Genomic DNA, 20,662 nt, shown 5'->3' with positions numbered 1-20,662 from the left:
CGCGGGCTCAGGGCGTCGGGTTGCGCGAATCGTAGTGTAGGAACCGGCGCTGGACGAGGGCGAGGATCACCACGACGCCGATGCAGGCCAGCCCACCGCCCGTGGCCGCCACCGCCTCGCCGGCCAGCTCACCGGCCGAACCGAGCAACAGGTCACCCAGCCGCGGCCCACCGGCCACGACCACGATGAACACGCCCTGCAGCCGGCCGCGCATGGCATCCGGCGTGGCTGCCTGCAGGATCGTCATCCGGAAGATCGAACTGACCTGGTCGGCCGCCCCGGCCAGGACCATGCAGCCCACGGCGGGCCACAGCATCGACGTCGCCGAGCCGTCCGGCCCAGGCCCCGGCGCCATGCCCACCACGACACCGAAGGCCGTGACCGCCACGCCCCAGCCGATGACGGCGATCACGACCGCAAGCCCATGCCGGCGCACGTGGCCGAGCGGCCCGGAGAACACGCCGGCCGCCACGGACCCGCAGGCGATGCCGGCCATGAGGATGCCGACCGTGGAGGGGCCACCCCCCAAGGCCACGGCCGCGATCGCCGGGAACAACACCCGAGGCATGGCCAGCACCATGGCCGCGATGTCGACCAGGAACGTCATGCGGACGTTCGGGCGGGTGCGCAGGAACGCCAGCCCTTCCAGGACCGAGCGCAGCCCGGGCTTGGCCACGGCGCCCTCAGGCGGCAGCGACGGCAGCGAGAACAACGTCGTCAACGCCACCACCAGCAAGCCGACCTCGATGCTGTAGGTCCAGCCGTAGCCGACGTTGTCGATGAGCACCCCGGCGAGCAGGGGACCCACGGTCAAGCCGACGTTCATCGACAACCCGTTGAGCGCGTTGGCCGCCGGCAGCAGGCGCAGCGGTATGAGCCGCGGCACGATGGCCGTGCGGGCCGGGTTGTTGATGCCGTACAGGCCGTTCTGGACCGCGACCAGGGCGTAAAGCAGCCACACCTGTTCCAGCTGCAGCCACGCCTGCCCGGCGAAGGCCGCGGCCACCAGGAGCAGCCCGGACGACGTGGCGAGCACGATCGTGCGCCGGTCGTGGGCATCGACCAGCGACCCGCCGTACAGCCCGAGGGCGATCAGCGGCACCAGAGCGAACAGCCCGACCAGGCCGACGTTGAACGTCGAGCCCGTCAGGTCGTAGATCTGCAGCCCGACGGCGACGGTGGTGAGGTGTGTGCCGATGCCGGACAACGACATCCCGGTCCACAGGCGACGGTAAGGACCGCTGATGCGCAGGGGGGTCAGGTCCAACAGGAGACGACGCACTCGGTGCATCGTGCCACGCGCGGCTGAGCACCTGGCATCGGCGGGTCGGTTCGGCGCTTCGATAGCGTGGCCGGGTGAGCACTGCAGATTGGGGCGTCGTCGACGACGAGATCGTCGGCCGGTTGCGTGACATCGTCGGGCCCGAGCACGTCAAGGTGGATGACGGCGCCGTGGCGGCGTTCGCGCGCGATGCGACCCCGTTGTACGCCGCGCGTCCCGACGTCGTGGTCATGCCCGGGTCGGCCGCGGAGGTCGCCGAGATCCTGCGGCTGGCGACGCGGGCGCGGGTGCCGGTCGTGCCGCGCGGAGCCGGGTCGAATTTGGCCGCCGGTACGCTGGCCGAGGCCGGCGGGATCGTGCTCGTGCTGACCCGGATGGACCGGATAGTCGAGGTGAACGCCGACGAGTTGCTCGCCGTCGTGCAGACCGGCGTGACGACGGCGGAGCTGGCCGCAGCCGCGGCAGCCGATGGCCTGCTCTACGTCCCCGACCCCGGCAGCAAGACCGTCTCGACCGTGGGCGGCAACGTGGCCACGTGCGCGGGCGGGTTGCGCGGGCTGAAGTACGGCGTGACGCGCAACTACGTGCTCGGTCTCGAGGCAGTGTTGCCCACCGGCGAGATCATCCGCACTGGCGGGCGGTTGTGGAAGGACGTCGCCGGCTACGACCTCACGCGGCTGCTCACCGGCTCAGAAGGCACGCTCGCGGTGATCACCGAGGTGACCGTGGCGCTGGTGCCGATGCCGGCCACGTCGAGAACCGGGGTGGCGTATTTCGACTCGCTGGCCACGGCCGGGCGGGCGGTCGCGCAGGTGATCGCCGACGGCGTCGTGCCGGCGACGCTGGAGTTCCTCGACAACAAGTGCATCAACGCTGTTGAAGACTTCGCCGGGCTCGGCTTGGACCGCACCGCCGGCGCGTTGCTGCTGTTCGGCGACGACGGCGCCCCCGACGTGGTGGAGCAGAACCTCGAGCGGATGGCGCGCACGTGTGAGAAACAGGGCGCCAGCGGTGTGACCATGGCCCGCGAAGTCGCCGAGTCCGAGGCCCTGCTGGCTGCGCGGCGGTGTGCGCTGCCTGCGCTGGCGCGGCTCGCCCCGGTCACGGTGCTCGAGGACGTCGGCGTGCCGCGGCCGCGGATCGCCGACATGGTGGCGCGCATCGACGACATCGCCGAGCGTCACGGCATCAGCGTCGCGACCTTCGGGCACGCCGGTGACGGCAACCTGCACCCCACGGCGGTGCTGGACCCGTCCGACGGCGACGCCGCGGAGCGGACCAAAGCCGCCATCGGCGAGATCTTCTCCGCGGCGATCGAGCTCGGCGGCACCATCACCGGTGAGCACGGCGTGGGAGCCGCGAAGCTGCCGTGGCTGCAGGACCGTCTCGGCGCTGAGCAGATGGCGCTGTTGTCGCGCATCAAGACCGCCTTCGACCCGGCGGGAATCCTCAACCCGGGCAAGACCGGGTCACAAGAGCTCTGAGGCGCGAGTGCGAGAGGGAGATGAAGACGTGAGCGAGCTGCCGATCGTGCCGCAGGTGCCGCGTCCGGTCGATGCCGGCGACCACGGTGTCCACCGCCGGGGCATCTTCGATCCCGAGCTGCTGGACCGGTGCATCTCGTGCGGGTTCTGCCTGCCGGTGTGCCCGACCTACGCCCTGGACAAGGACGAGCAGTCCTCGCCGCGCGGGCGGATCACTCTCATGCGGGCCCTGGAGTCCGGCCGTCTCGAGCCCGACGACCCGACCTTGCAGCACGAGGCGTCGTACTGCCTGGGCTGTCGTGCCTGTGAGACGGTGTGCCCGGCGGGCGTGGAGTACGGCCCGATGCTCGAACAATGGCGCGATCACCAGTGGCGTGCCGGGCACGGTCCCGCCCTGGCGCGGTGGCTGCGCTGGGCGGTGGCGAGACGGCGGATGCTGCAGTTGTCCGGTCTGGTCCGGCGGTTCGCACGCACCCGTGGGCCGGTGCGCGACGACGTTGCCCACGTCATGCTCGGCTGTGCCGAGCGTGCGCTGTTCCCGGCAGTGAGCCAGGCGGCCCGGGCGCTGGTGCCAGGAGCCGATGCGCCGGCCGACCAAGGCTGCTGTGGCGCCCTGCACGCCCACAACGGCGACTCGGCCGGGGGCCGCGAGATGGCGTTACGCCTCGGGCGTGACCTTCCGGGCACGATCGTGACGACCTCCGGCGGATGCGCGGCGCACGTGGCCGAGCATCTGGGCCGCGACCGGCTGGTCGAGATCAGCGATTACCTCGTTCGAACCGGATGGAAGCCCGCGGGCCGGCTGATGACGAGGGGTGCGGATGGCCGCCCCCGGCCGATCCGGGTGACCCTGCAGGACTCGTGCCACCTGCGTAACGGCCTCGGCGTGCACCGGCAGCCGCGCGAACTGCTCGAACAGATCGCGGAGTACGTGGAACTGCCGTCGGCGGCGTCGTGCTGCGGGGCGGCCGGGTCGTACTCCATCCTCCGCCCGCGAGACTCCAAACGGGTCCTGGCGCCCAAGCTCGACGAGATCATGGCCGCCGAGGTCGACTACGTGGTTGCTGTGAACCCTGGTTGTCTGCTGCAGCTCAAGCAGGGACTGCTCCCGCGTCGCGCTCGAGGTGCCAAGGTCAAGGCCGTGCACCTGGTCGAACTGCTCGTGCGCGCCGGCTCGCGCGCCGAGTGACCTCGTTCAGTGATTCGTTCGGTGGTTCGTTGGGTGGTGCCGATGGTTGGTTGGTTTCAGGCGCTATAGCGCCCAAAACCAACCAACCATGAGTCGTAGCGGGGAGTGCGTGGGTCCGCTGGGACCGGGTCGTGTAGGTGTCAGGGGCCGGGCGCTGCAGCCGTGGCCGGTCGTGATGATCGTCGTGGTGGGGAGTGCTGATCTGGGCGGTCGTGATGATCGTCGTGGTGGAAAATGCCGCCATAGCCCGGACTTTTGCGCACGACGATCTTCACGACGCGGGGGATCGGCTGTGGGGCGCACGACGATCTTCACGACCCGGGTCGGCGGCCCGATTTTCGTTGCTGGACCGTCACGCCCACAGCCGGCACTGGACCAGCGCGCCCCAAAGCCGGCACGGGCGAGAACGCACATCGGCCCCGGTCCCGCGTGGTGCGGGGGCCGGGGCCGATGTCAGTTGGTGCTCAGCGGCTCACCTGAGGGTGATTCAGGCGGCGCTGCCCTTGCTACGGGCGCGGATGGCCACAGCGGCGCCACCAGCCAGGAGCAGGGCGATGCCGACGTAGATCATCCAGGTGTTGGACGAACCGGTGTCCGGCAGGTCCTCGTCGTCGCCGTCCTCGTCGCCACCGTTGTCACCGCCGCCGCTGGCGACCGTGAACGACGAGCTCGCCTCCGAGTCGGACAGCTGCGGGTCGCCACCGTCGAGCGTGGCCGTGGCGGTGACGGTGTAGTCGCCGTCCTCCAGGGCCTCGTCCGGGGTGAACGTCCAGTTGCCGTCGTCGTCGATGTCGAACTCACCGGCCCACGCCGCGGCGTCGTCGTCCGAGTCGTCCTGGAGACGAAGCCCCTCGTCGGCGCTGTCCGCACCGGCCGGAACGAGCAGCAGCTCGACCGAGGCGCCGGCGAAGGAGGTGCCTTCGAAGGTGACGTCACCGGAGACGGTCGAGCCGTCCTCGGGAACGGAGATCGTCACGTCGTCGGCCTCGATGCCGAGGTCGGCAACGGTGGCCTTCTGCGTGTCGTCCTCGAACTGCTGCGTGATGACGGCGTCGAAGCGAACGCCCACCGGCAGGTCGGAGTCCGGCGTGATGGTCCAGGTGCCGTCCTCGGCGACCTCGGCCTCACCGTAGGTCTTGTCGCCGACGGTCAGCGTGACCGTGGCGCCGGGCTCGCCGGTGCCGGAGAAGTCCGGACGGGCGTTACCGGTGGTCTGGCCGTCAGTGGGGGAGTCGACGACCAGCTCGGTGACCTGGGCCTCTTCGCTGACCACGAACGAACCGCTGTCGGAGTCGGCGGACGTGGTCGCCTGCGAGGCGCCCCGGGCGGTGTGCGACGCCGTGGCGGTGTAGGTGTACTCACCCGGCTCCAGAGCCTCGGTGACCTCGGCGCTGAACGAGCCGTCAGCGGCGACCGTGCCCTCGACCGTCGGGCCACCGTCGATCTCGATGGTGACCGTGGCGCCCTGACCAGCCTGGACGGTGCCCTCGAGCGTCGGGGTCTGGCCCACCGTGGCGCCCTCTTCGGGGGAGCGGACGGTCGGCGTACCGACGTGAATCGAGAGGTTGAAGTCGTCACCGAACAGCGTCTCGGCGTTCGCCGAGCCGCTGGTGACCGCGAAACCACCGCCGGTGTTGACCGAGGGGTCCCAGTTGGACGAGCCGCAGGTGTCGTTGCTCGCAGCGTTGGAGAACGAGTTCACACCCAGGGCGTAGTTACCCGAGACGATCGAGCCACCGCTGTCGCCAGAGAGCATGCAGGCGTTGAAGATGAACGCGGTGACCGCCGCGGTCTCGCCGTCGCCGACGTTGATCTCGACGGTCTCTTCGGCGGACAGGATCTCACCGCAGGTCCAGCCGGACGTGGCGCCGGACTTGCAGGCGGGCTGGCCGACGATGGCGTCGGTGGAGTCGTAGACGTTGACCGACTCGCCGTCGTCCGGCGCGCCGGTGCCGCCGCCCCAGTACGCCACCTGCGGCGGCTGGGTCCAGCCGCCCTCGGTGACGTGCACCAGGCCACCGTCGTTACCGTCGCCCAGGAGCATGGCGCCGTTCTCGCCCAGCGGGCGGTCGGTGATCTCCGGGCCGGCCCAGTTCTGGTCGTCGAACAGCGGGCTGTCGACGTCGAGGTGGAACCACGGGTGGCCCTCCTCGTAGTCCGAGCCGCAGTGACCGGCGGTGTAGAACAGCGGCGAGCCGTCCGCGCCGGTGCCGTTGAAGCCAGCCGAGCAGCGGTTGGCGTACATCGGGTTCTCGATGTCGTCGAGGGTGGCGTAGCCGTAGCCGCCCTTGAAGTCGTCCTTGAACTCGTACTCCTGCGAGTCCAGGTCGGGGAGGTCCAGTTCGGGGACACCGACCTCGGCGGTCGCGCCGGTCGACTCCACGAGCGGGATGTCAGCCTCGGCCTCGACGTAGACCGTGAGTTCCTGGCCGGACATCACCGAGCCGTTGATCGACACGCCAGCGGCCTCGAGTTCAGCCACGACCTCGGTGGCCGACTTGGCAGCGGCGGCGTTGGCGAGGTATTCGGCGGCGGAGAGGCCGAGGTCGCGCTTGACGGCTTCGACCAGGCCGGAGGGGAGTTCCTCGGCCTGGGAGGCGAACGCGTCGGCTGCGTACGTTTGCAGGGTCTGGGTGATCGACTCTTCCGCGGTCGCGGTCGACGTGGCGGCGATCATGCCCACGCACGCGACTGCCGAAGAGGTCAGTACACCCGTGACCCGTGCAACGCCGCGACGGCGCAGCAGGGCTGTGCTCACGTTTACTCCAAGAAAAATGTCATCGACATGGAATGACTCCGGTTCCCCGGACGTCGATCGAGCTGACCCCGAGGGCCGGAACCGTGAGTCACCCTACAGCACCGTTCGCGCGAATATACAAGTACTCGCCGCCCATTGGGCGGAATGTCGACCTCGTACTGGATGTCCGCATTCGACCGCATGTGAGAGATATCACAAAGCAACGAGAACTTGCAGGTGAAAGTTATTGACAGGGAATCAACACGAGCTCGACTTGTTGTCGCGTCAGCGAATTATCCAGAAGTGCGGCGACGTCGCCATGCGGTGCCCGCCACAACCGCCGCGGCGATGAGCAGCACTGCCACGCCCCAGGCCCACAGCAGCGAGGACGTAGCCGAACCGGTGCCCGTCACGCTGTCGCGCCCGGCGAAGCCCTTCAACGTCCCGCCCGAGCGAGTCGTCCCCACGCGCTGATCGACGGCGAACGACACCGCGGCGGACGGCTCGGACCTCAGGCCGTCGACGGACTGGGTGGCCACGACCGTCTGTGAACCGTCCGGCATGGGGCCGGCCAGTTCGACTGCCCAGGCGCCGTCGTCACCGGCCCGAACTCGCGCGTCGCCGCCGTCGGCCTCCGCGGCAGTCTCGTCGCTGGGGTTCAGGTGCAGCGAAACCGTCGCGCCGGGTGCGGCCAGACCACTGATGCGGTGGGTGGCGTCGAGCGCTTCACCGGGACGCGGGCTGGTGATGACCGGAGCGCCTGGCTTGAGCCCGACCTGGCGAACGGTGACCGAACTGGACTCCTCGTCGACTTGCTGTGTCAGCACGACGTCGAAGCGCCCGGCGGCCAGGTGGCTCTCCGGCGTGATCGCCCACGAGCCGTCCTTCGACACCGTCGTGGTGGCACGTACGTCGGAACCGACCCGCAGCTCGACCGTGGCGCCGGGTTGGCCGGTGCCGGTGAAGGTAGGCCGCTTGGTCGTGGTGGTGTCGCCCGCGCGGGGCCAGGTGGGATTCAAGCTGGCCACGGGGGCGACGGTGAACGTACCGGTCACCGTGTCGCCGGTGGCGGCGGTGTCGCTGGTTACGGCGGTGTGCGAGGCGGTGGCCTCGAAGCTGTGTGAACCCGGCTCCAGCGGCTCGGTGACCGGGACGGACCAGCGGCCTTCCGGCCCGACCGTGGTCTCGAGCGGGGCTGCCCCGTCGATCGAGATCTCGACGGTGGCGCCGGCCGCTGCGGCGACCGTGCCGGACATCGTCGGCGTGGCTCCTACGGTCGCCTGGTCATCGGGAGACGTGATCGTGGGCGCACCGACGTGGACCAGCAGGTCCCACTCGTCACCGTAGAGCTTCTCGATGGAGTCGGTGCCACCGGAGACGGCGTAGCCCAGGCTGACATCGGTGCCGGTACTGGCCGGGGACACCGCGCCGGTCGAGCAGTCGGCGGATTGCCAGGTGGAACCGGAGTTGATGCCGAGTGCGTACGGTCCGGTCATGATGGCGCCGCCGCTGTCGCCGGGAAGCACACACGCGTCGAACAGGAAGCCCGTCACGTCGCTGCCGCTGACCTTCGCGCTGGTGTTGGCGGCCAGCACGTGCCCGCACGTCCAACCGGAGGTCGTGCCGGACGAACAGGCGACGGCTCCGGCGATCGGATCGATGGAGTCCAGAACCTGAACCCCGGCGGCGTCGCCGGAGGCCGCCGGTGAGGTGACCTCGGGGCGTACGTCCCAGTCCTCGGCTGTGACGTCGATCAGCCCGGCGTCTTTGCCGTCACCGAAAGCGAAGGAGTCGGTGACGAACTCGCCGACCGGGTCGCCGATGTGCTCGGCCCAGGTGTCGCCGAGCTCTGGCGAAGTGACCACGGCCTGCGGCAAGTCCAAGGCGCGCACGGGGGAGGTGAACAGTCCGTCCTCGGCCGAGCCGCAATGCCCGGCGGTGAGGATCCGAGTCGCTCCGTCCGCGCTGGTGCCGGCGAACCCGGTCGAGCAGCGGTAGTCCATCAGCAGGTCGCTGACCGCGAAGCCGTCGCCGCCGCGCCAGCTGGACTGCGCGGTCAGGCCCGAACGACCAACGGGCTCGCCCTCCAGGTCGGCATCGATCGGCACGACCCGTCCGGCCTCACGATCGATGTAGGCGAGCTTGTCCTGCGCCTGAGCGGCGGCGAGCGCGTCGGTCAGGCCGTCACCCACGTGGACCTCGGCGCCTGCAGCACGGGCGGCGGTGGCATCGGCCTGGGTGTCCACGGCGACGTGCAAGTCGTCTTCGACGAGCCACGCTGACCGTACGGCCGAGCCCAGAGAATCGACGACGGCCGCAGCCCGGTGTGCGGTGGCGGCCCGGGCCAAGTACTCCTGTGCCGACAGGCCCAGGTCGCGGCGGACCGCGGCGACGAGATCCTCGGGCAACAGGCCGGCCCGGTCGACGAAGTCGTCAGGCGAAAAGTCCTGCATCTGCACGGCCGGTGTCTCAGCCGGCTCAGCGGCGGTCGCGCTGTCTGCGGAGTGAACACCGGCGACCGTGAAAGCGCTGGTCAGAAGCGAGATGAGCGAAACGCGGGCGAGGCGGGCGTGAGCGCGATGCCCGTACGATGAACCGCTCACGGGGCGTCTCCTGTTTCCTCTCGGCCGGGTCACACGCAGTCGGCACGGTAGTCGATGTTTCCTCGACGACGGTACCGAGGGCGCGCGCAGACGGTACAGGGTTGTGCCGAAGCTCACCCATATGGCCGGTGGGGTGTCGTCCGTGTGTGAGCTCACCCGAGCGCCGGGCGACGCGGCGGCACCGGCTGCGGAGCGCGCTCCGGGTCGAGATGCGGCAGCAGGCGGTCGAGCCAGCGGGGCAGCCACCAGCAACGCCGGCCGAGAATGAACATCGCGCTCGGCACGACGAGCAACCGGATGATCGTCGCGTCGATCAGCACGCTGATCCCGAGGCCGAGCGCGAGGATCTTGATGACCGCCACGTCGGAGACCAGGAAGGCGAAGAACACGCTCATCATGATCAGCGCGGCCGAGGAGATGACGCGGGCGGTGACAGCGATCCCGGTGGCCACGCTCTCCTGGGTGTCTCCGGTGGCGGTCCAGGCCTCACGGATCCGCGACAGCAGGAACACTTCGTAGTCCATCGACAGGCCGAACACGATCGCGAACATGATCACGGGCACGTACGACTCGATCGGGACGGTCTCGTCCAGCCCCAGCAGGTTGCTGCCCCAACCCCACTGGAACACCGCGACGATCACGCCGTAGGCGGCCGTGATGGACAACAGGTTGAGAATGGCGGCCTTGAGCGCCAGGACCGGGCTTCGGAACGTCACGAGGAGCAGGAGGAAGGCCGCGGTGACGACGACGCCGATGACCTGTGGCAGCCGTTCGGAGACGATGTCGCGGAAGTCCAGCGCCGTTGCCATGGCGCCGGTGACATACGAGGTCGCTCCGGAGCCGGACAGCACAGTGGGCAGCGTGTCGTCGCGGAGCCGGTTCAGCAGGTCGTCGGTCGCCGCTGCCTGCGGGCGTGAGCTCGGCGTCACCGTGGACACCAGTACGGCACCGTCCTGACTGGGCACGGCGGGTGTGGCGGATGCGACGCCCGTGGTGTTCTCGAGTGCGCGGTGCACATCGGTGGACAGCTCGTGGGTCTGGTCCTGGGTGGCCGACGAGGACGGCTGGACCACGACGGTGAACTGGCCGTTGGTGCCCACGCCGAAACCGGAGGTGATGTCGTCGTAGGCGGAGCGGGTCGTCGTGCCGCGCGCGCTCGCGCCGTCGTCGATGTGCCCGAGTTCCATCCAGAACACCGGCACGGCCAACAAGCCGGCCACCGCAACCCCGGCGGCGAGGAACCGCCAGGGGTGACGGGCCAGCAGGTCCGCGTACCGGCGCCACGTGTCCGACGAGGTGTCCGTGGAGTGTTCGGCGACCGGCTCGCGAACCCGCCATCGGTCGATGCGGCGCCCGATCAGCCCCAACAACGCTGGAGCCACGGTGATGGCGGTGATCACCGCGACGGCGACGCCCAGAGCCGCGGCGAGGCCGAGCTTGCCGATGAACGTGATGCCGACCGTGTACAGCCCCATCAGGGCGATGATCACGGTGCACGCTGCGATGATGACCGATCGCCCGCTGGTCGACACGGTGCGGCCCGCGGCGTCGACCCGGTCCACGCCTTCGAGCATCAGCTGGCGGAAGCGAGTGGTGATGAACAGCGCGTAGTCGATCCCGACGCCCAGGCCGATCATGACGGCGATGGTGGTGGCGGTGGTGCCGAAGGTGACCTGGGTGGCCAGCAGACCCAGCAGGCCGAGCCCGGTGACGACCCCGAGCCCCGAGGTGACGATGGGCAGCCCGGCGGCCAGGACGCTGCCGAAGGCGGCGAGCAGGACCAGCACCGCGACGCCGATACCGATCAGCTCCGAGCGGCGGTCGTCCGGTGCCGGTTCGGCCGCCTGCCCCAGCGAGCCGGTGTAGTTGACGTCCACATCTGCGGCCCGCGCAGGCTGTACCGCGTCGTCGATGTCGTCGACGAAGGTCTCGCCCAGCGAGCCTGGATTGTGGTCGAACTGGACGGTGGAGTAGGCGACGCGACCGTTGCTCGACGTCGTGGCGTCGGACAGGGGGTCGGAGGCTGTGATGACGTGATCGACGGCGTCGAGGTTCTTGACGGCCTGCTCTATCGCATCGTGATGCGAGCTCAGTTGCCCGGAGTCGACGGCGAAGACGATCCAGGCCGAATTTCCGCTACGGATGACGTCGTGCTGTTCGAGCAACGTGGTGCCCTCGGCAGACTCGGTGCCGGTGAGGTCGAAATCGTCGCTGTAGGTGCCACCGGCGATCTGGTTGGCGACAGTGACACCGATCATGATCAGCACGGCGACCACGATCACTGGCCAAGGATGCGCGGCACATCTGCGTCCGATGCGTTCGAGTAGCGCGGGCCGTGGGTCCGACGTAGGCGTCGGCGTGGGTCCGTTGCCCTCGGTCGACATCGTGTGAGCGTCGCAGTGCAGACACCGTGGGCACAGGGCCGAAGGTCCCAGCGGCTGGAGCGCCGGGGGTGACGGCAACCGGATGGAGATCAAACCGCGAAAGGATGCAGGTTCGAACACGGCCTAGCTGGTGCCCTCGGCAGGATTCGAACCTGCGACTTTCTGCTCCGGAGGCAGACGCTCTATCCCCTGAGCTACGAGGGCTCGGGCTGGAAAAGGCTACCAGCATGCCCGCGCGCCGGGCGAACCAGCCGGCAGCTACCGGCTCGCCTCGGACGTCGGCGATGTGGCGGGCTCAGGGCAGCGAGTCGGGCAGTCCGAACGGCTGGAAGTGCTCGGCGCCGATGAACGAGGTGATGGCGGCGATCCGGTCGCCGCGCAGGGTCAGCACGTTGATCGACCACGCGCGGTGCAGGCCGGTGGGGTCGTCCCAGAGGTAGGCCCCGATAGCTGGCTGGCCGTTCGCGCTGGTCGCTCGATGCCGCCACGAGCCGCAGCTGGTCAGTGGTACGCGAACGGCGAACTCGGTGACCGTGTCCAGCCCGTGGTACCAGTGCGGCAGCGGAGGCATCGACCACGTGACGTCGTCGGTGAGCATCGCCACCAGCAGGTCCGCGTCGCCGTGTTCCAGCGCTGTCATGTAACCGGTGACGATCCGGCGCACCCGTTGGTCGTCGATCTCGCGCAAGGTCTGCTGCTGCGTGGCCTGCGGGATCCGGTCGGACACGATGCGGCGGGCTCGTTGTAGCGCGCTGTTGATCGAGGCGACGGTGGTGTCCATCATGGCGGCGATCTCGGCGGCAGTGAAGCCGAGAACCTCGAACAGCAGCAATGCCGCACGCTGGTTGCCGGGCAGATGCTGGAGCGCGGCGACGAAGGCGACCTCGACGGCTTCGCGTTGCTCGTATCGCGCGCCGGGACTGGCGGGACTGTCGGTGAGCCCTGCGTCGGGGTACGGGCTCAGCCAGGCGACATCGTTCGACGGCACGTCATGGACGACGACGTGACTGCTTGCCGGGCCGAGGTCCATGGGCACTGCGTGCCGTTCTCGGCTCTTGAGGAGGTCGAGGCAGGTCCGGGTCGCCACCGTGTACAACCACGAGCGCAGCGAACTGCGTCCCTCGAACCGGCCAAGGCCCTGCCAAGCCCGCAGCAAGGCGTCTTGGAGCGCGTCGTCAGCGTCGTGGGTCGAGCCGAGCATGCGGTAGCAGTGCGCGTGCAGCTCCGCCCGTAACGGCGCGACCAGCCGATTGAAGGCGGCGTCGTCGCCGGCGCGCGCCCGGGCCAGCTCGCCAGCCTGTTCGCCCTGGCCGCGAGCCGCAGAAGAAATTCTGCCCACAACCGATGATTCTGCCGCACCACCGGAGTCTTCATTGCGGACAGAACCCACCGATGCTCCCGAGGAGACTCCCATGAACCAGACGTCCGCCGTTCCCGTCGTCGCCTCTATTCTCGAGGTTCCGGGCGCGCGGCTGCACTACGAGCTGCGCGGCACCGGTCCGCTGGTGCTGCTGGTCGGAGCGCCGATGCACGCCGCGCAGTTCGCGCCCCTGGCCGACCTCCTCGCCGTCGACCACATGGTTCTCACGACCGATCCGCGTGGGGTGAATCGCAGTCTCGTCGAAGACCCGGACGCCGACTCAACGCCACAGATGCGCGCCGACGACCTGGCTCGTCTCATCGCCCACGTTGGTGCCGGGCGCGCGGCGGTGTTCGGCTCCAGCGGCGGCGCGGTGAGCGCGCTGGCATTGGCCCAGGCCCACCCCGAGCACGTGCACACCGTCGTCGCGCACGAGCCGCCGCTGATCGAGCTGCTCGACGATCGCGAACGGCGGCGGGAACTGACCGAGGATTACGTCGCCACCTACCTGTCCGGCGACGTGGTGGGGGCGTGGCGGAAGTTCCTGGCTCACGCCAACATCGACCTACCCGACGAGGCGTTCGAGCAGATGTTCGCCGAGCAACGCGATCCGCAACAGGTGGCCGACGAGCACTTCTGGTTCGCGCACGAACTGCGTCCGTCGGCCTATTGGCGCCCGGACGTCGCGGCCTTGCGGGCCGGACCGACGCGGATCGTCGTCGGTATCGGAGCGGACTCGACGGGGGAGGTGTGCGACCTGACTGCTACCGCCCTGGCTGGCGCTCTGGGTATCGAGCCCACCATGTTCCCCGGCGGGCACATCGCTTTCGTCGACGATCCCGCCGGATTCGTCCCCCGGCTGCGCGCGGTACTGGATAGCTGACGCAGGAACGTGCCGGCGGGCCCGGCTTACTGGACGGTCAGGATGCGCGGGCCGTCCTCGGTGATGGCGACGGTGTGCTCGACGTGGGCGGAGCGGCTGCCGTCGGTGGTGCACAGCGACCAGCCGTCGTCGGCCATCCGGTAGTCGTCTCGCCCGCCGGCCATCAGGCTCGGTTCGATGGCGATGACCAGGCCAGGGGTAAGCTTCAGCCCACGCCCGGGCACGCCCTCGTTGGGGACGAAGGGCTCCTCGTGCATGGCGCGCCCGATGCCGTGCCCGCCGAAGTCGTTCTGCATGCCGTAGCCGGCTGCCCGGCCCACCGTGGACATCGCGTGCGCGATGTCGCCCATCCGGGCGCCTGGCCGGGCGGCTTCGATTCCGGCGGCCAGGCACCGTTCGGTGGCCTCGATGAGCGCCAGGTCCTCCGGCTTCGGCTCGCCGACGACGAAACTGACCGCAGCGTCGGCATGCCACCCGTCGACGTAGGCGCCGCAGTCGACGCTGAGCAGGTCACCGTCGCGGAGGCGATAGTCGGTGGGCAGGCCGTGGAGCATGACCTCGTTGACCGAGGTGCAGATGACCCCTGGGAACGGTGTCGCGCCGAATCGGGGGTGGTAGCCGAGGAAGGACGAGCCGGCACCGGCGCTGTCGATGACCTTGCGCGCAACCTCGTCGAGCTCGCGCAGTGTGACGCCGGCGACCGCGTGTGCCTTGACTTCGGCGTGCACCGTCGCGACGACGCGCCCGGCCGCGCGGATCATCTCGATCTCGGCAGGTGACTTGAGTTCGATCACGTTGGATTCCCAGGAGTAGCAGACGATAACTATACCGGTATTAGTATCACATCCATGGTACGAGTTCCGTTGACGATCTCCGAACGCGAACGCGGTGAGCGGCTGGGCAGCGTGCTGCGCCGGGCACGCGGTTCGCGCAGCATCGTGGACGTGGCGACCGAGGCCGGCATCTCGCCGGAGACCCTGCGCAAGATCGAGCGTGGGCGCATCCCGACCCCCGCATTCTTCACTGTCGTCGCGGTCGCGGACATCCTCGGCATGTCTGTGGACGCCTTGCTGGCCGAGGTTGCTCAGGTTCCGGACGCACGTCACGACGGCGAGCAGGTCGTAGCTACGCTGGCCCGGTGACCCCCGAGCAACTGTCCACCGCCGTGCGCGACGTCCTCGCGGCGGCTGTCGAGGCCGGCGACGTCTCCCTGCCCGACGGCGTGCCCGCCACCGTCGTCATCGAGCGCCCGCGCAACCGCGATCACGGCGACTACGCCACCAACGTCGCCATGCAGCTGGCCAAGAAGGCCGGCACGAATCCGCGTGCGCTGGCCGAGCTCCTCGCCGTCCGGCTGCGTGAGAGTGACGGCATCGAAGCCGTCGACGTCGCCGGTCCGGGGTTCCTCAACTTCCGGGTCGCCGCGGCCACCCAGGGTGAGCTCGCCCGCACCATCGTCGAGGCCGCGGCGTCGTACGGCCGCAGCGACGTGCTCGCCGGAACTCGCGTGAACGTCGAGTTCATCTCCGCCAACCCCACTGGTCCGTTGCACCTGGGGCATGTCCGGTGGGCGGCGGTCGGCGACGCCATGGCCCGCGTCATCGACGCGGCTGGGGCCGAGGTCACGCGCGAGTTCTACATCAACGACCGCGGCGGACAGATGGACAAGTTCGGCATGTCCATCATGGCCCGCGCCCACGGCCGCGACGTGCCCGACGACGGCTACCACGGGGATTACATCACCGAGCTCGCCCAGGCCATCGTGGCCGAGCAGCCCGACATCCTGGACCTCCCCGAGGCCGAGCAGCTCGTGGCGTTTCGCGAGGCCGGATACCGGCTGCAGTTGGCCGAGCAGCAACGCCAGCTCGAGGAGTTCCGCACCCGGTTCGACGTCTGGTACTCCGAGCGAGACCTGCACGAGCAGGGTCGCGTCGAACACGCCCTGGACGTGCTGCGCAGCAAGGGCCACGTCTTCGAAGCCGATGGCGCGGTGTGGATGCGCACCACCGACTTCGGCGACGACAAGGACCGCGTGCTCGTCCGGTCCGACGGCACCTACACCTACTTCGCCTCGGATGCCGCGTATTACGTCGACAAGCGCGAGCGGGGCTTCGACGTCTGCATCTACCTGCTCGGCGCCGATCATCACGGCTACGTCGCCCGGCTCAAGGCGCTGGCGGCGTGCGCCGGCGACGACCCCGACGCCAACATCGAGGTTCCCATCGGGCAGATGGTCAAGATCCTCGACGGCGGCACGGAGCTCAAGCTCTCCAAGCGCGCCGGCACCATGGTCACGCTGGGGCAGGTCGTCGAAGCCGCCGGCGTCGACGCATTGCGGTACTCCCTGTGCCGTTATCCCACGGACTCCCCACTGACCCTCGACGTCGCGCAGATCACCAAGCAGACCTCGGACAACCCGGTCTTCTACGTGCAGTACGCGCACGCCAGGCTGTCGTCGATCCTGCGCAACGCCACCGAGCTGGGCATCGACCGCGGTGAGCTGCGCCCGGAGCTGCTCGACCACGAGCGCGAGTCGGTGCTGCTCGGCGCGCTGGCGGAGTTCCCGCGGGTGGTGGCCACGGCGGCGGAGTTGCGTGAGCCGCACCGCATCGCGCGCTACCTGGAGGACACGGCGGCGACGTTTCACAAGTTCTACGACGACTGCCGCGTGTTGCCGATGGGTGACGAGGACGCCACCGACGTGCACCGTGCCCGGTTGTGGCTGGTCGACGCGACGCGGGTCGTACTCGCCAACGGCCTCGGGCTGCTCGGCGTCAGCGCGCCGGAACGGATGTAGGCACCATGCGTGCACACGAAGCCGGGGCCCTGCATGCCGAGGCCGGGCACCGCGGGCCGTCGTGGCTGCAGGCACCCGACGACGTCAACGCGCTGTATCCAGGTCTCTGGCCGGACGGGGTGACCCGCGACGACGACGGTGTGCTGCGCGTGGCCGGCATGGACGTACGAGCGTTGGCCGCACAGTTCGGAACCCCCGCCTACGTGGTGGACGAAGCCGACTTCCGGGCGCGGGCGCGCGCCTTCCGGGACGCATTCGCCGGTGTGGCCGCCGGTGCGCAGGTGTATTACGCGGGGAAGGCGTTCCTGTGTACCGAGGTCGCGCGGTGGATCGCCGACGAAGGGCTGGGCCTGGACGTGTGTTCCGGCGGCGAGCTCGCCGTGGCGCTGCGTGCGGGGTTTCCGCCAGCGGCGATCGGGCTGCACGGCAACAACAAGTCGCGTGCCGAGCTGGCCCGGGCGCTCGACGCCGGGGTGGGACGCATCATCGTCGACTCGTTCCACGAGATCACCCGGGTGGCCGAGCTGGCCGCCTCGCGGAACATGCGCGCGCGGGTCCTGGTGCGGACGAAGGTCGGCGTCGAGGCGCACACGCACGAGTACATCGCCACCGCGCACGAAGACCAGAAGTTCGGCTTCTCCATCGCCGGGGGAGAAGCGGGCGAGGCGGTGCGCCAGATCCTGGCCGCACCCTCGCTGGAACTGCTCGGCTTGCACTCACACATCGGGTCGCAGATCTACGACACCTCCGGGTTCGAAGTCGCCGCGCGCCGCGTACTGGGCTTGCAAGCGCAGATCCGCGACGAGCACGGTATCGGTCTTCCGGAGCTCGACCTGGGCGGCGGCTTCGGTATCGCCTACACCAGTCAGGACGACCCTCAACCGCCTGACGTGCTCGCGGCCGGTTTGCAGGCCATCCTCGAGCACGAATGCCGAGCCTACGGGCTGGCCGTCCCGAGACTCATCGTCGAGCCGGGCCGGGCGATCGCCGGCCCGAGCACGTTCACGCTCTACGAGGTGGGCACGGTGAAGACGGTGGAGCTCGGCGGTGGCGCACAGCGGCGGTACGTCGCCGTCGACGGCGGCATGAGCGACAACATCCGTACCGCCTTGTACGACGCCGATTACTCCTGCACGCTGGCCTCCCGCGCATCCGCTGCCGACCCGGCGCTGTCGCGGGTGGTCGGCAAGCACTGCGAGAGCGGCGACATCGTCGTCAAGGACGAGTTCCTGCCCGCCGACGTGGAGCCCGGCGACCTGGTGGCCGTGCCCGGCACCGGCGCGTACTGCCGCAGCATGGCCAGCACGTACAACCACGTGCCGCGCCCGCCGGTGGTCGCTGTGCGCGACGGTGTGGCTCGCGAGATCGTCCGGCGCGAGACCGAGGACGACCTGCTGGCGCTCGACGTCGGCTGACCGTCGGCGTCGGTCACCGGAACGGGCGACGCAACGTCAACGACTGGAACGCAAGGCCGTCCGGCACACGGTGACGGTGTAGTCCGCGCCACGCGTCTGCCGTCCACGCCCGTCTACCGTCCACGCCCGCGCAAACGCCCGCTACCACGCGTCTGCCGTCCACGCCCGCCTACCGTCCACGCCCGCGCCACGGTCGTGAAGATCGTCGTGGCGGAACATGCCGCTATATCGCGCACTCTGCCGCACGACGATCTTCACGACCGGCAGAAAGCGGCAATTCCCCGCACGACGATCTTCACGACCACCGCGCCCGACCGGCGTACCCCGGTAGGACGGCGGCATCTGTCCGGCATCACGGGATGGTCGGGTTGTTCCCACCGCTGACGACGACGGCGACCACGGCACCCGGCGCGGCGACGTACGCGCCGGACATCAGCGCGGCCAGGGCGGTGCAACCACCCGGCTCGGCCAGGACGCGGCAGCGCTGCCACAACCACCGCCGTGCGGCGACGATGTCGTCGTCGCTGACGAGCGGCACCTCGATCCCATCGGCCCGCGCCAGCTGGAATGCCGTCGCGCCGATCTCGGCGGGCCCGAGCGAATCGGCGGCGACTCCGCCGACCTCCACCGGCACCGGCCGTCCGGCGGCAAGCGCGGCGTGCAGGTTCGCGCAGCGTTGCGGCTCCACCGGAACTACGTGGACCGCCGGGGCGATCGCGGTGCGCAGTCCCGAGTAGAGGCCCCCGCCGCCGCATGCCACCAGCACCGCGTCGGCGTCGGGCACCTGCTCTTCGAGTTCCAGCCCGAGCGTGCCCTGGCCGCACATGGTGTCCACCTGCTCGAACGGATGAATGAGGTGCACGCCGTGCTCAGCGGCCCAGGGCACGCCCGCGGCGAATGCGTCCGGCACGCCGCCCTCGACGATGTGGGCACGTCCGCCGTAGCCCCGAATCCGCTCGATCTTCTCCGGCGTCGCCGTGGACGGGACGAACACGTCGGCGTCCAGTCCGGCGCGCGTGGCCGCCCACGCCACCGCGGCGGCGTGATTGCCTCCCGACACCGCGGCGACGCCGCGCTCGGTGCCGGCACGCAGGACGGAGTTGAGCGCGCCGCGTGCCTTGAACGAGCCGGTGTGCTGGAGCAGTTCGAGCTTGAGGACGACTCGCGCCGCGACACCGATCTCGTCGCCGTCGATCTCCACGACCGGCGTGCGGCGGACGACGGGCCGAACGCGCTCGTGGGCGGCCTCGACGTCGGATCTGGTCAGGTGCAGGGCCTGGGGTGGCGCGTCGGTCATCTCGACATTGTGACCGGAGCGGTCACCGATGGCGTGACCGAGGCGCGATTGCGCTCACGGCGTACACCGGACTCAGCCGGAAACTGGCAGTGTTGAACCGCACACGCCCAACAGCGGGGGAGGTGTGCCATGAGCACGAACAGCGAGCATCCCGTCGACCGGGACCTGGCGGCACTCGATGCGTACTCGCAGGTGGTCAGCGGGGTGGCCAAGCGGCTGCTGCCCGCAGTGGCCGCGTTGTCGGTCACCGGCCAGCGAGGTGGACGTCGCGGCGTGGTCGGCGCGGGCTCGGCGGTGGTGTTCACCGACGACGGCTTCTTGCTCACCAACGCGCATGTCGTCGGTTCGGCCGAGGGTGGTACGGCGTCGTTCGGCGACGGTACCGAGGTGGGTTTCACCGTGATCGGACGTGATCAGCTGTCGGATCTTGCCGTCGTCCGTACCGACGGGGCGACTCCGCCCGCGGCGACGCTCGGCGATGCCGACCAGCTCACGGTCGGGCAGCTGGTCGTGGCGGTCGGCAGTCCTCTCGGATTGTCCGGCTCGGTGACCGCGGGCGTCGTCAGTGCGCTCGGGCGGTCGATGCCGGCCCAGAGCGGGCGAACCGTACGCATCATCGAGGACGTCATCCAGACCGATGCGGCGCTGAACCCGGGCAATTCCGGCGGTGCGCTGGCCGACTCGTCCGGGCGCGTCGTGGGCATCAACACCGCGGTGGCCGGCGTCGGTGTCGGGCTGGCGGTGCCGGTGAACGCGACCAGCACGCGGATCATCACGACCCTACTGCGCGACGGCCGAGTGCGGCGGGCGTTTCTCGGGGTGGCCACCGCGCCGGCACCGGTGCCGCCGAACCTGGCCGAACGCATCGGGCGTTCGCGCGGGGTGCGTATCGTCCACGTGGAGCCGGGCAGTCCGGCCGAGGTCGCCGGCTTGCGCGAAGGTGACCTGATGGTGACGGTGGCCGGTGAGCCGGTCGTCGATGCTCAGGCGCTACAGCGGCGCATGTTCGCCGAAGCGATCGGCGAGCAGTTGCCCATCACGACGTTCCGCAACGGCGCGATGGTCGACGTGATCGCCCGGCCGGTGGAGCTCACCGATCAGCGGTGACCGGCAGGCGGTGACGTTCGCGTTGATGCCGAGCGGGTAGAACGTCGTCCAGTGGGGTCGGTATCGGCTACGTTCTCCTCGGTCGGTGTCGATGACGCCTCGACGCAGGCACATCGTCGGCCGG

General features: G+C 69.7%; 14 protein-coding genes and 1 tRNA gene. 7 read left to right on the top strand and 8 right to left on the bottom strand.

The window, feature by feature from the left end:
• Positions 1-7: 7 nt before the first annotated feature.
• Positions 8-1,291, bottom strand: coding sequence for an MFS transporter (locus tag M6444_RS14070; protein ID WP_363326373.1), 1,284 nt, complete (start codon positions 1,289-1,291; stop codon positions 8-10).
• Positions 1,292-1,356: 65 nt separating this feature from the next.
• Here M6444_RS14070 and M6444_RS14065 point away from each other — a divergent pair, with 65 nt between their 5' ends.
• On the top strand, positions 1,357-2,766 hold the full coding sequence (locus M6444_RS14065) for an FAD-linked oxidase C-terminal domain-containing protein (protein WP_298328506.1): 1,410 nt from the start codon (positions 1,357-1,359) through the stop codon (positions 2,764-2,766).
• Between the two features lie 28 nt (positions 2,767-2,794).
• Positions 2,795-3,955 carry a (Fe-S)-binding protein gene (locus M6444_RS14060; protein WP_298328504.1) on the top strand — a complete coding sequence of 387 codons (1,161 nt, stop codon included), beginning with the start codon at positions 2,795-2,797 and terminating at the stop codon, positions 3,953-3,955.
• Positions 3,956-4,442: 487 nt separating this feature from the next.
• Here M6444_RS14060 and M6444_RS14055 read toward each other — a convergent pair whose 3' ends face one another.
• From M6444_RS14055 to M6444_RS14035, 5 genes are all read right to left on the bottom strand, one after another.
• Positions 4,443-6,713 carry an Ig-like domain-containing protein gene (locus M6444_RS14055; RefSeq protein WP_298328501.1) on the bottom strand — a complete coding sequence of 757 codons (2,271 nt, stop codon included), beginning with the start codon at positions 6,711-6,713 and terminating at the stop codon, positions 4,443-4,445.
• Between the two features lie 272 nt (positions 6,714-6,985).
• A complete protein-coding gene (locus tag M6444_RS14050; RefSeq protein WP_298328498.1) occupies positions 6,986-9,295 on the bottom strand; it encodes a S1 family peptidase in 2,310 nt (769 codons plus the stop codon).
• A gap of 152 nt (positions 9,296-9,447) precedes the next feature.
• Positions 9,448-11,577, bottom strand: coding sequence for an MMPL family transporter (locus tag M6444_RS14045; protein ID WP_298328496.1), 2,130 nt, complete (start codon positions 11,575-11,577; stop codon positions 9,448-9,450).
• 230 nt (positions 11,578-11,807) lie between these two features.
• Positions 11,808-11,883 (bottom strand) — tRNA-Arg (locus M6444_RS14040).
• Positions 11,884-11,974: 91 nt separating this feature from the next.
• Positions 11,975-13,093 carry a sigma-70 family RNA polymerase sigma factor gene (locus M6444_RS14035; RefSeq protein ID WP_363326372.1) on the bottom strand — a complete coding sequence of 373 codons (1,119 nt, stop codon included), beginning with the start codon at positions 13,091-13,093 and terminating at the stop codon, positions 11,975-11,977.
• Between M6444_RS14035 and M6444_RS14030 the strand changes: the two genes are divergently transcribed.
• The gene (locus M6444_RS14030; protein ID WP_298328492.1) at positions 13,092-13,922 is read left to right on the top strand and encodes an alpha/beta hydrolase; all 831 of its coding nucleotides are present in this window, start codon (positions 13,092-13,094) and stop codon (positions 13,920-13,922) included. The two genes, M6444_RS14035 and M6444_RS14030, sit on opposite strands and share 2 nt — an antisense overlap.
• Positions 13,923-13,948: 26 nt before the next feature.
• On the opposite strand, the gene map is transcribed toward M6444_RS14030, so the two are convergent.
• The gene (map, locus tag M6444_RS14025; protein ID WP_298328490.1) at positions 13,949-14,716 is read right to left on the bottom strand and encodes a type I methionyl aminopeptidase; all 768 of its coding nucleotides are present in this window, start codon (positions 14,714-14,716) and stop codon (positions 13,949-13,951) included.
• A 54-nt stretch (positions 14,717-14,770) separates the two neighbouring features.
• Between map and M6444_RS14020 the strand changes: the two genes are divergently transcribed.
• The 3 genes from M6444_RS14020 to lysA are packed head-to-tail and all read left to right on the top strand — an operon-like array spanning position 14,771 to position 18,134.
• Complete coding sequence (locus tag M6444_RS14020) at positions 14,771-15,064, top strand: helix-turn-helix transcriptional regulator (RefSeq protein ID WP_298328487.1); 294 nt, start codon at positions 14,771-14,773, stop codon at positions 15,062-15,064.
• Positions 15,061-16,719, top strand: a complete 1,659-nt coding sequence (argS, locus tag M6444_RS14015) for an arginine--tRNA ligase (protein ID WP_298328485.1) — start codon at positions 15,061-15,063, stop codon at positions 16,717-16,719. Before M6444_RS14020 ends, argS begins: the two co-directional genes overlap by 4 nt.
• A 5-nt stretch (positions 16,720-16,724) precedes the next feature.
• A complete protein-coding gene (gene lysA / locus M6444_RS14010) occupies positions 16,725-18,134 on the top strand; it encodes a diaminopimelate decarboxylase (RefSeq protein ID WP_298328483.1) in 1,410 nt (469 codons plus the stop codon).
• A 352-nt stretch (positions 18,135-18,486) separates the two neighbouring features.
• Here the strand turns inward: lysA and M6444_RS14005 are convergent, their stop codons facing one another.
• Positions 18,487-19,431, bottom strand: coding sequence for a serine/threonine dehydratase (locus M6444_RS14005; protein ID WP_298328480.1), 945 nt, complete (start codon positions 19,429-19,431; stop codon positions 18,487-18,489).
• Between the two features lie 129 nt (positions 19,432-19,560).
• On the opposite strand from M6444_RS14005, the gene M6444_RS14000 reads away from it, so the two are divergent.
• On the top strand, positions 19,561-20,538 hold the full coding sequence (locus M6444_RS14000; protein ID WP_298328478.1) for a trypsin-like peptidase domain-containing protein: 978 nt from the start codon (positions 19,561-19,563) through the stop codon (positions 20,536-20,538).
• Positions 20,539-20,662: the final 124 nt, after the last annotated feature.

The sequence above is a fragment of the Haloactinopolyspora sp. genome (assembly GCF_027324685.1).
Taxonomy (GTDB): domain Bacteria; phylum Actinomycetota; class Actinomycetes; order Jiangellales; family Jiangellaceae; genus Haloactinopolyspora.
The sequence above is the reverse complement of the archived record's forward strand: the minus strand, read 5'-3'. Positions and strand labels throughout refer to the sequence as shown.

Excerpts from the sequence above, each read along its gene's own strand:
- M6444_RS14070 (WP_363326373.1), bottom strand. The coding sequence starts at position 1,291 with ATGCACCGAGTGCGTCGTCTCCTGTTGGACCTGACCCCCCTGCGCATC.
- M6444_RS14030 (WP_298328492.1), top strand. The coding sequence starts at position 13,092 with ATGAACCAGACGTCCGCCGTTCCCGTCGTCGCCTCTATTCTCGAGGTT.
- M6444_RS14035 (WP_363326372.1), bottom strand. The coding sequence starts at position 13,093 with ATGGGAGTCTCCTCGGGAGCATCGGTGGGTTCTGTCCGCAATGAAGAC.
- M6444_RS14020 (WP_298328487.1), top strand. The coding sequence starts at position 14,771 with ATGGTACGAGTTCCGTTGACGATCTCCGAACGCGAACGCGGTGAGCGG.
- lysA (WP_298328483.1), top strand. The coding sequence starts at position 16,725 with ATGCGTGCACACGAAGCCGGGGCCCTGCATGCCGAGGCCGGGCACCGC.
- M6444_RS14005 (WP_298328480.1), bottom strand. The coding sequence starts at position 19,431 with ATGACCGACGCGCCACCCCAGGCCCTGCACCTGACCAGATCCGACGTC.
- M6444_RS14000 (WP_298328478.1), top strand. The coding sequence starts at position 19,561 with ATGAGCACGAACAGCGAGCATCCCGTCGACCGGGACCTGGCGGCACTC.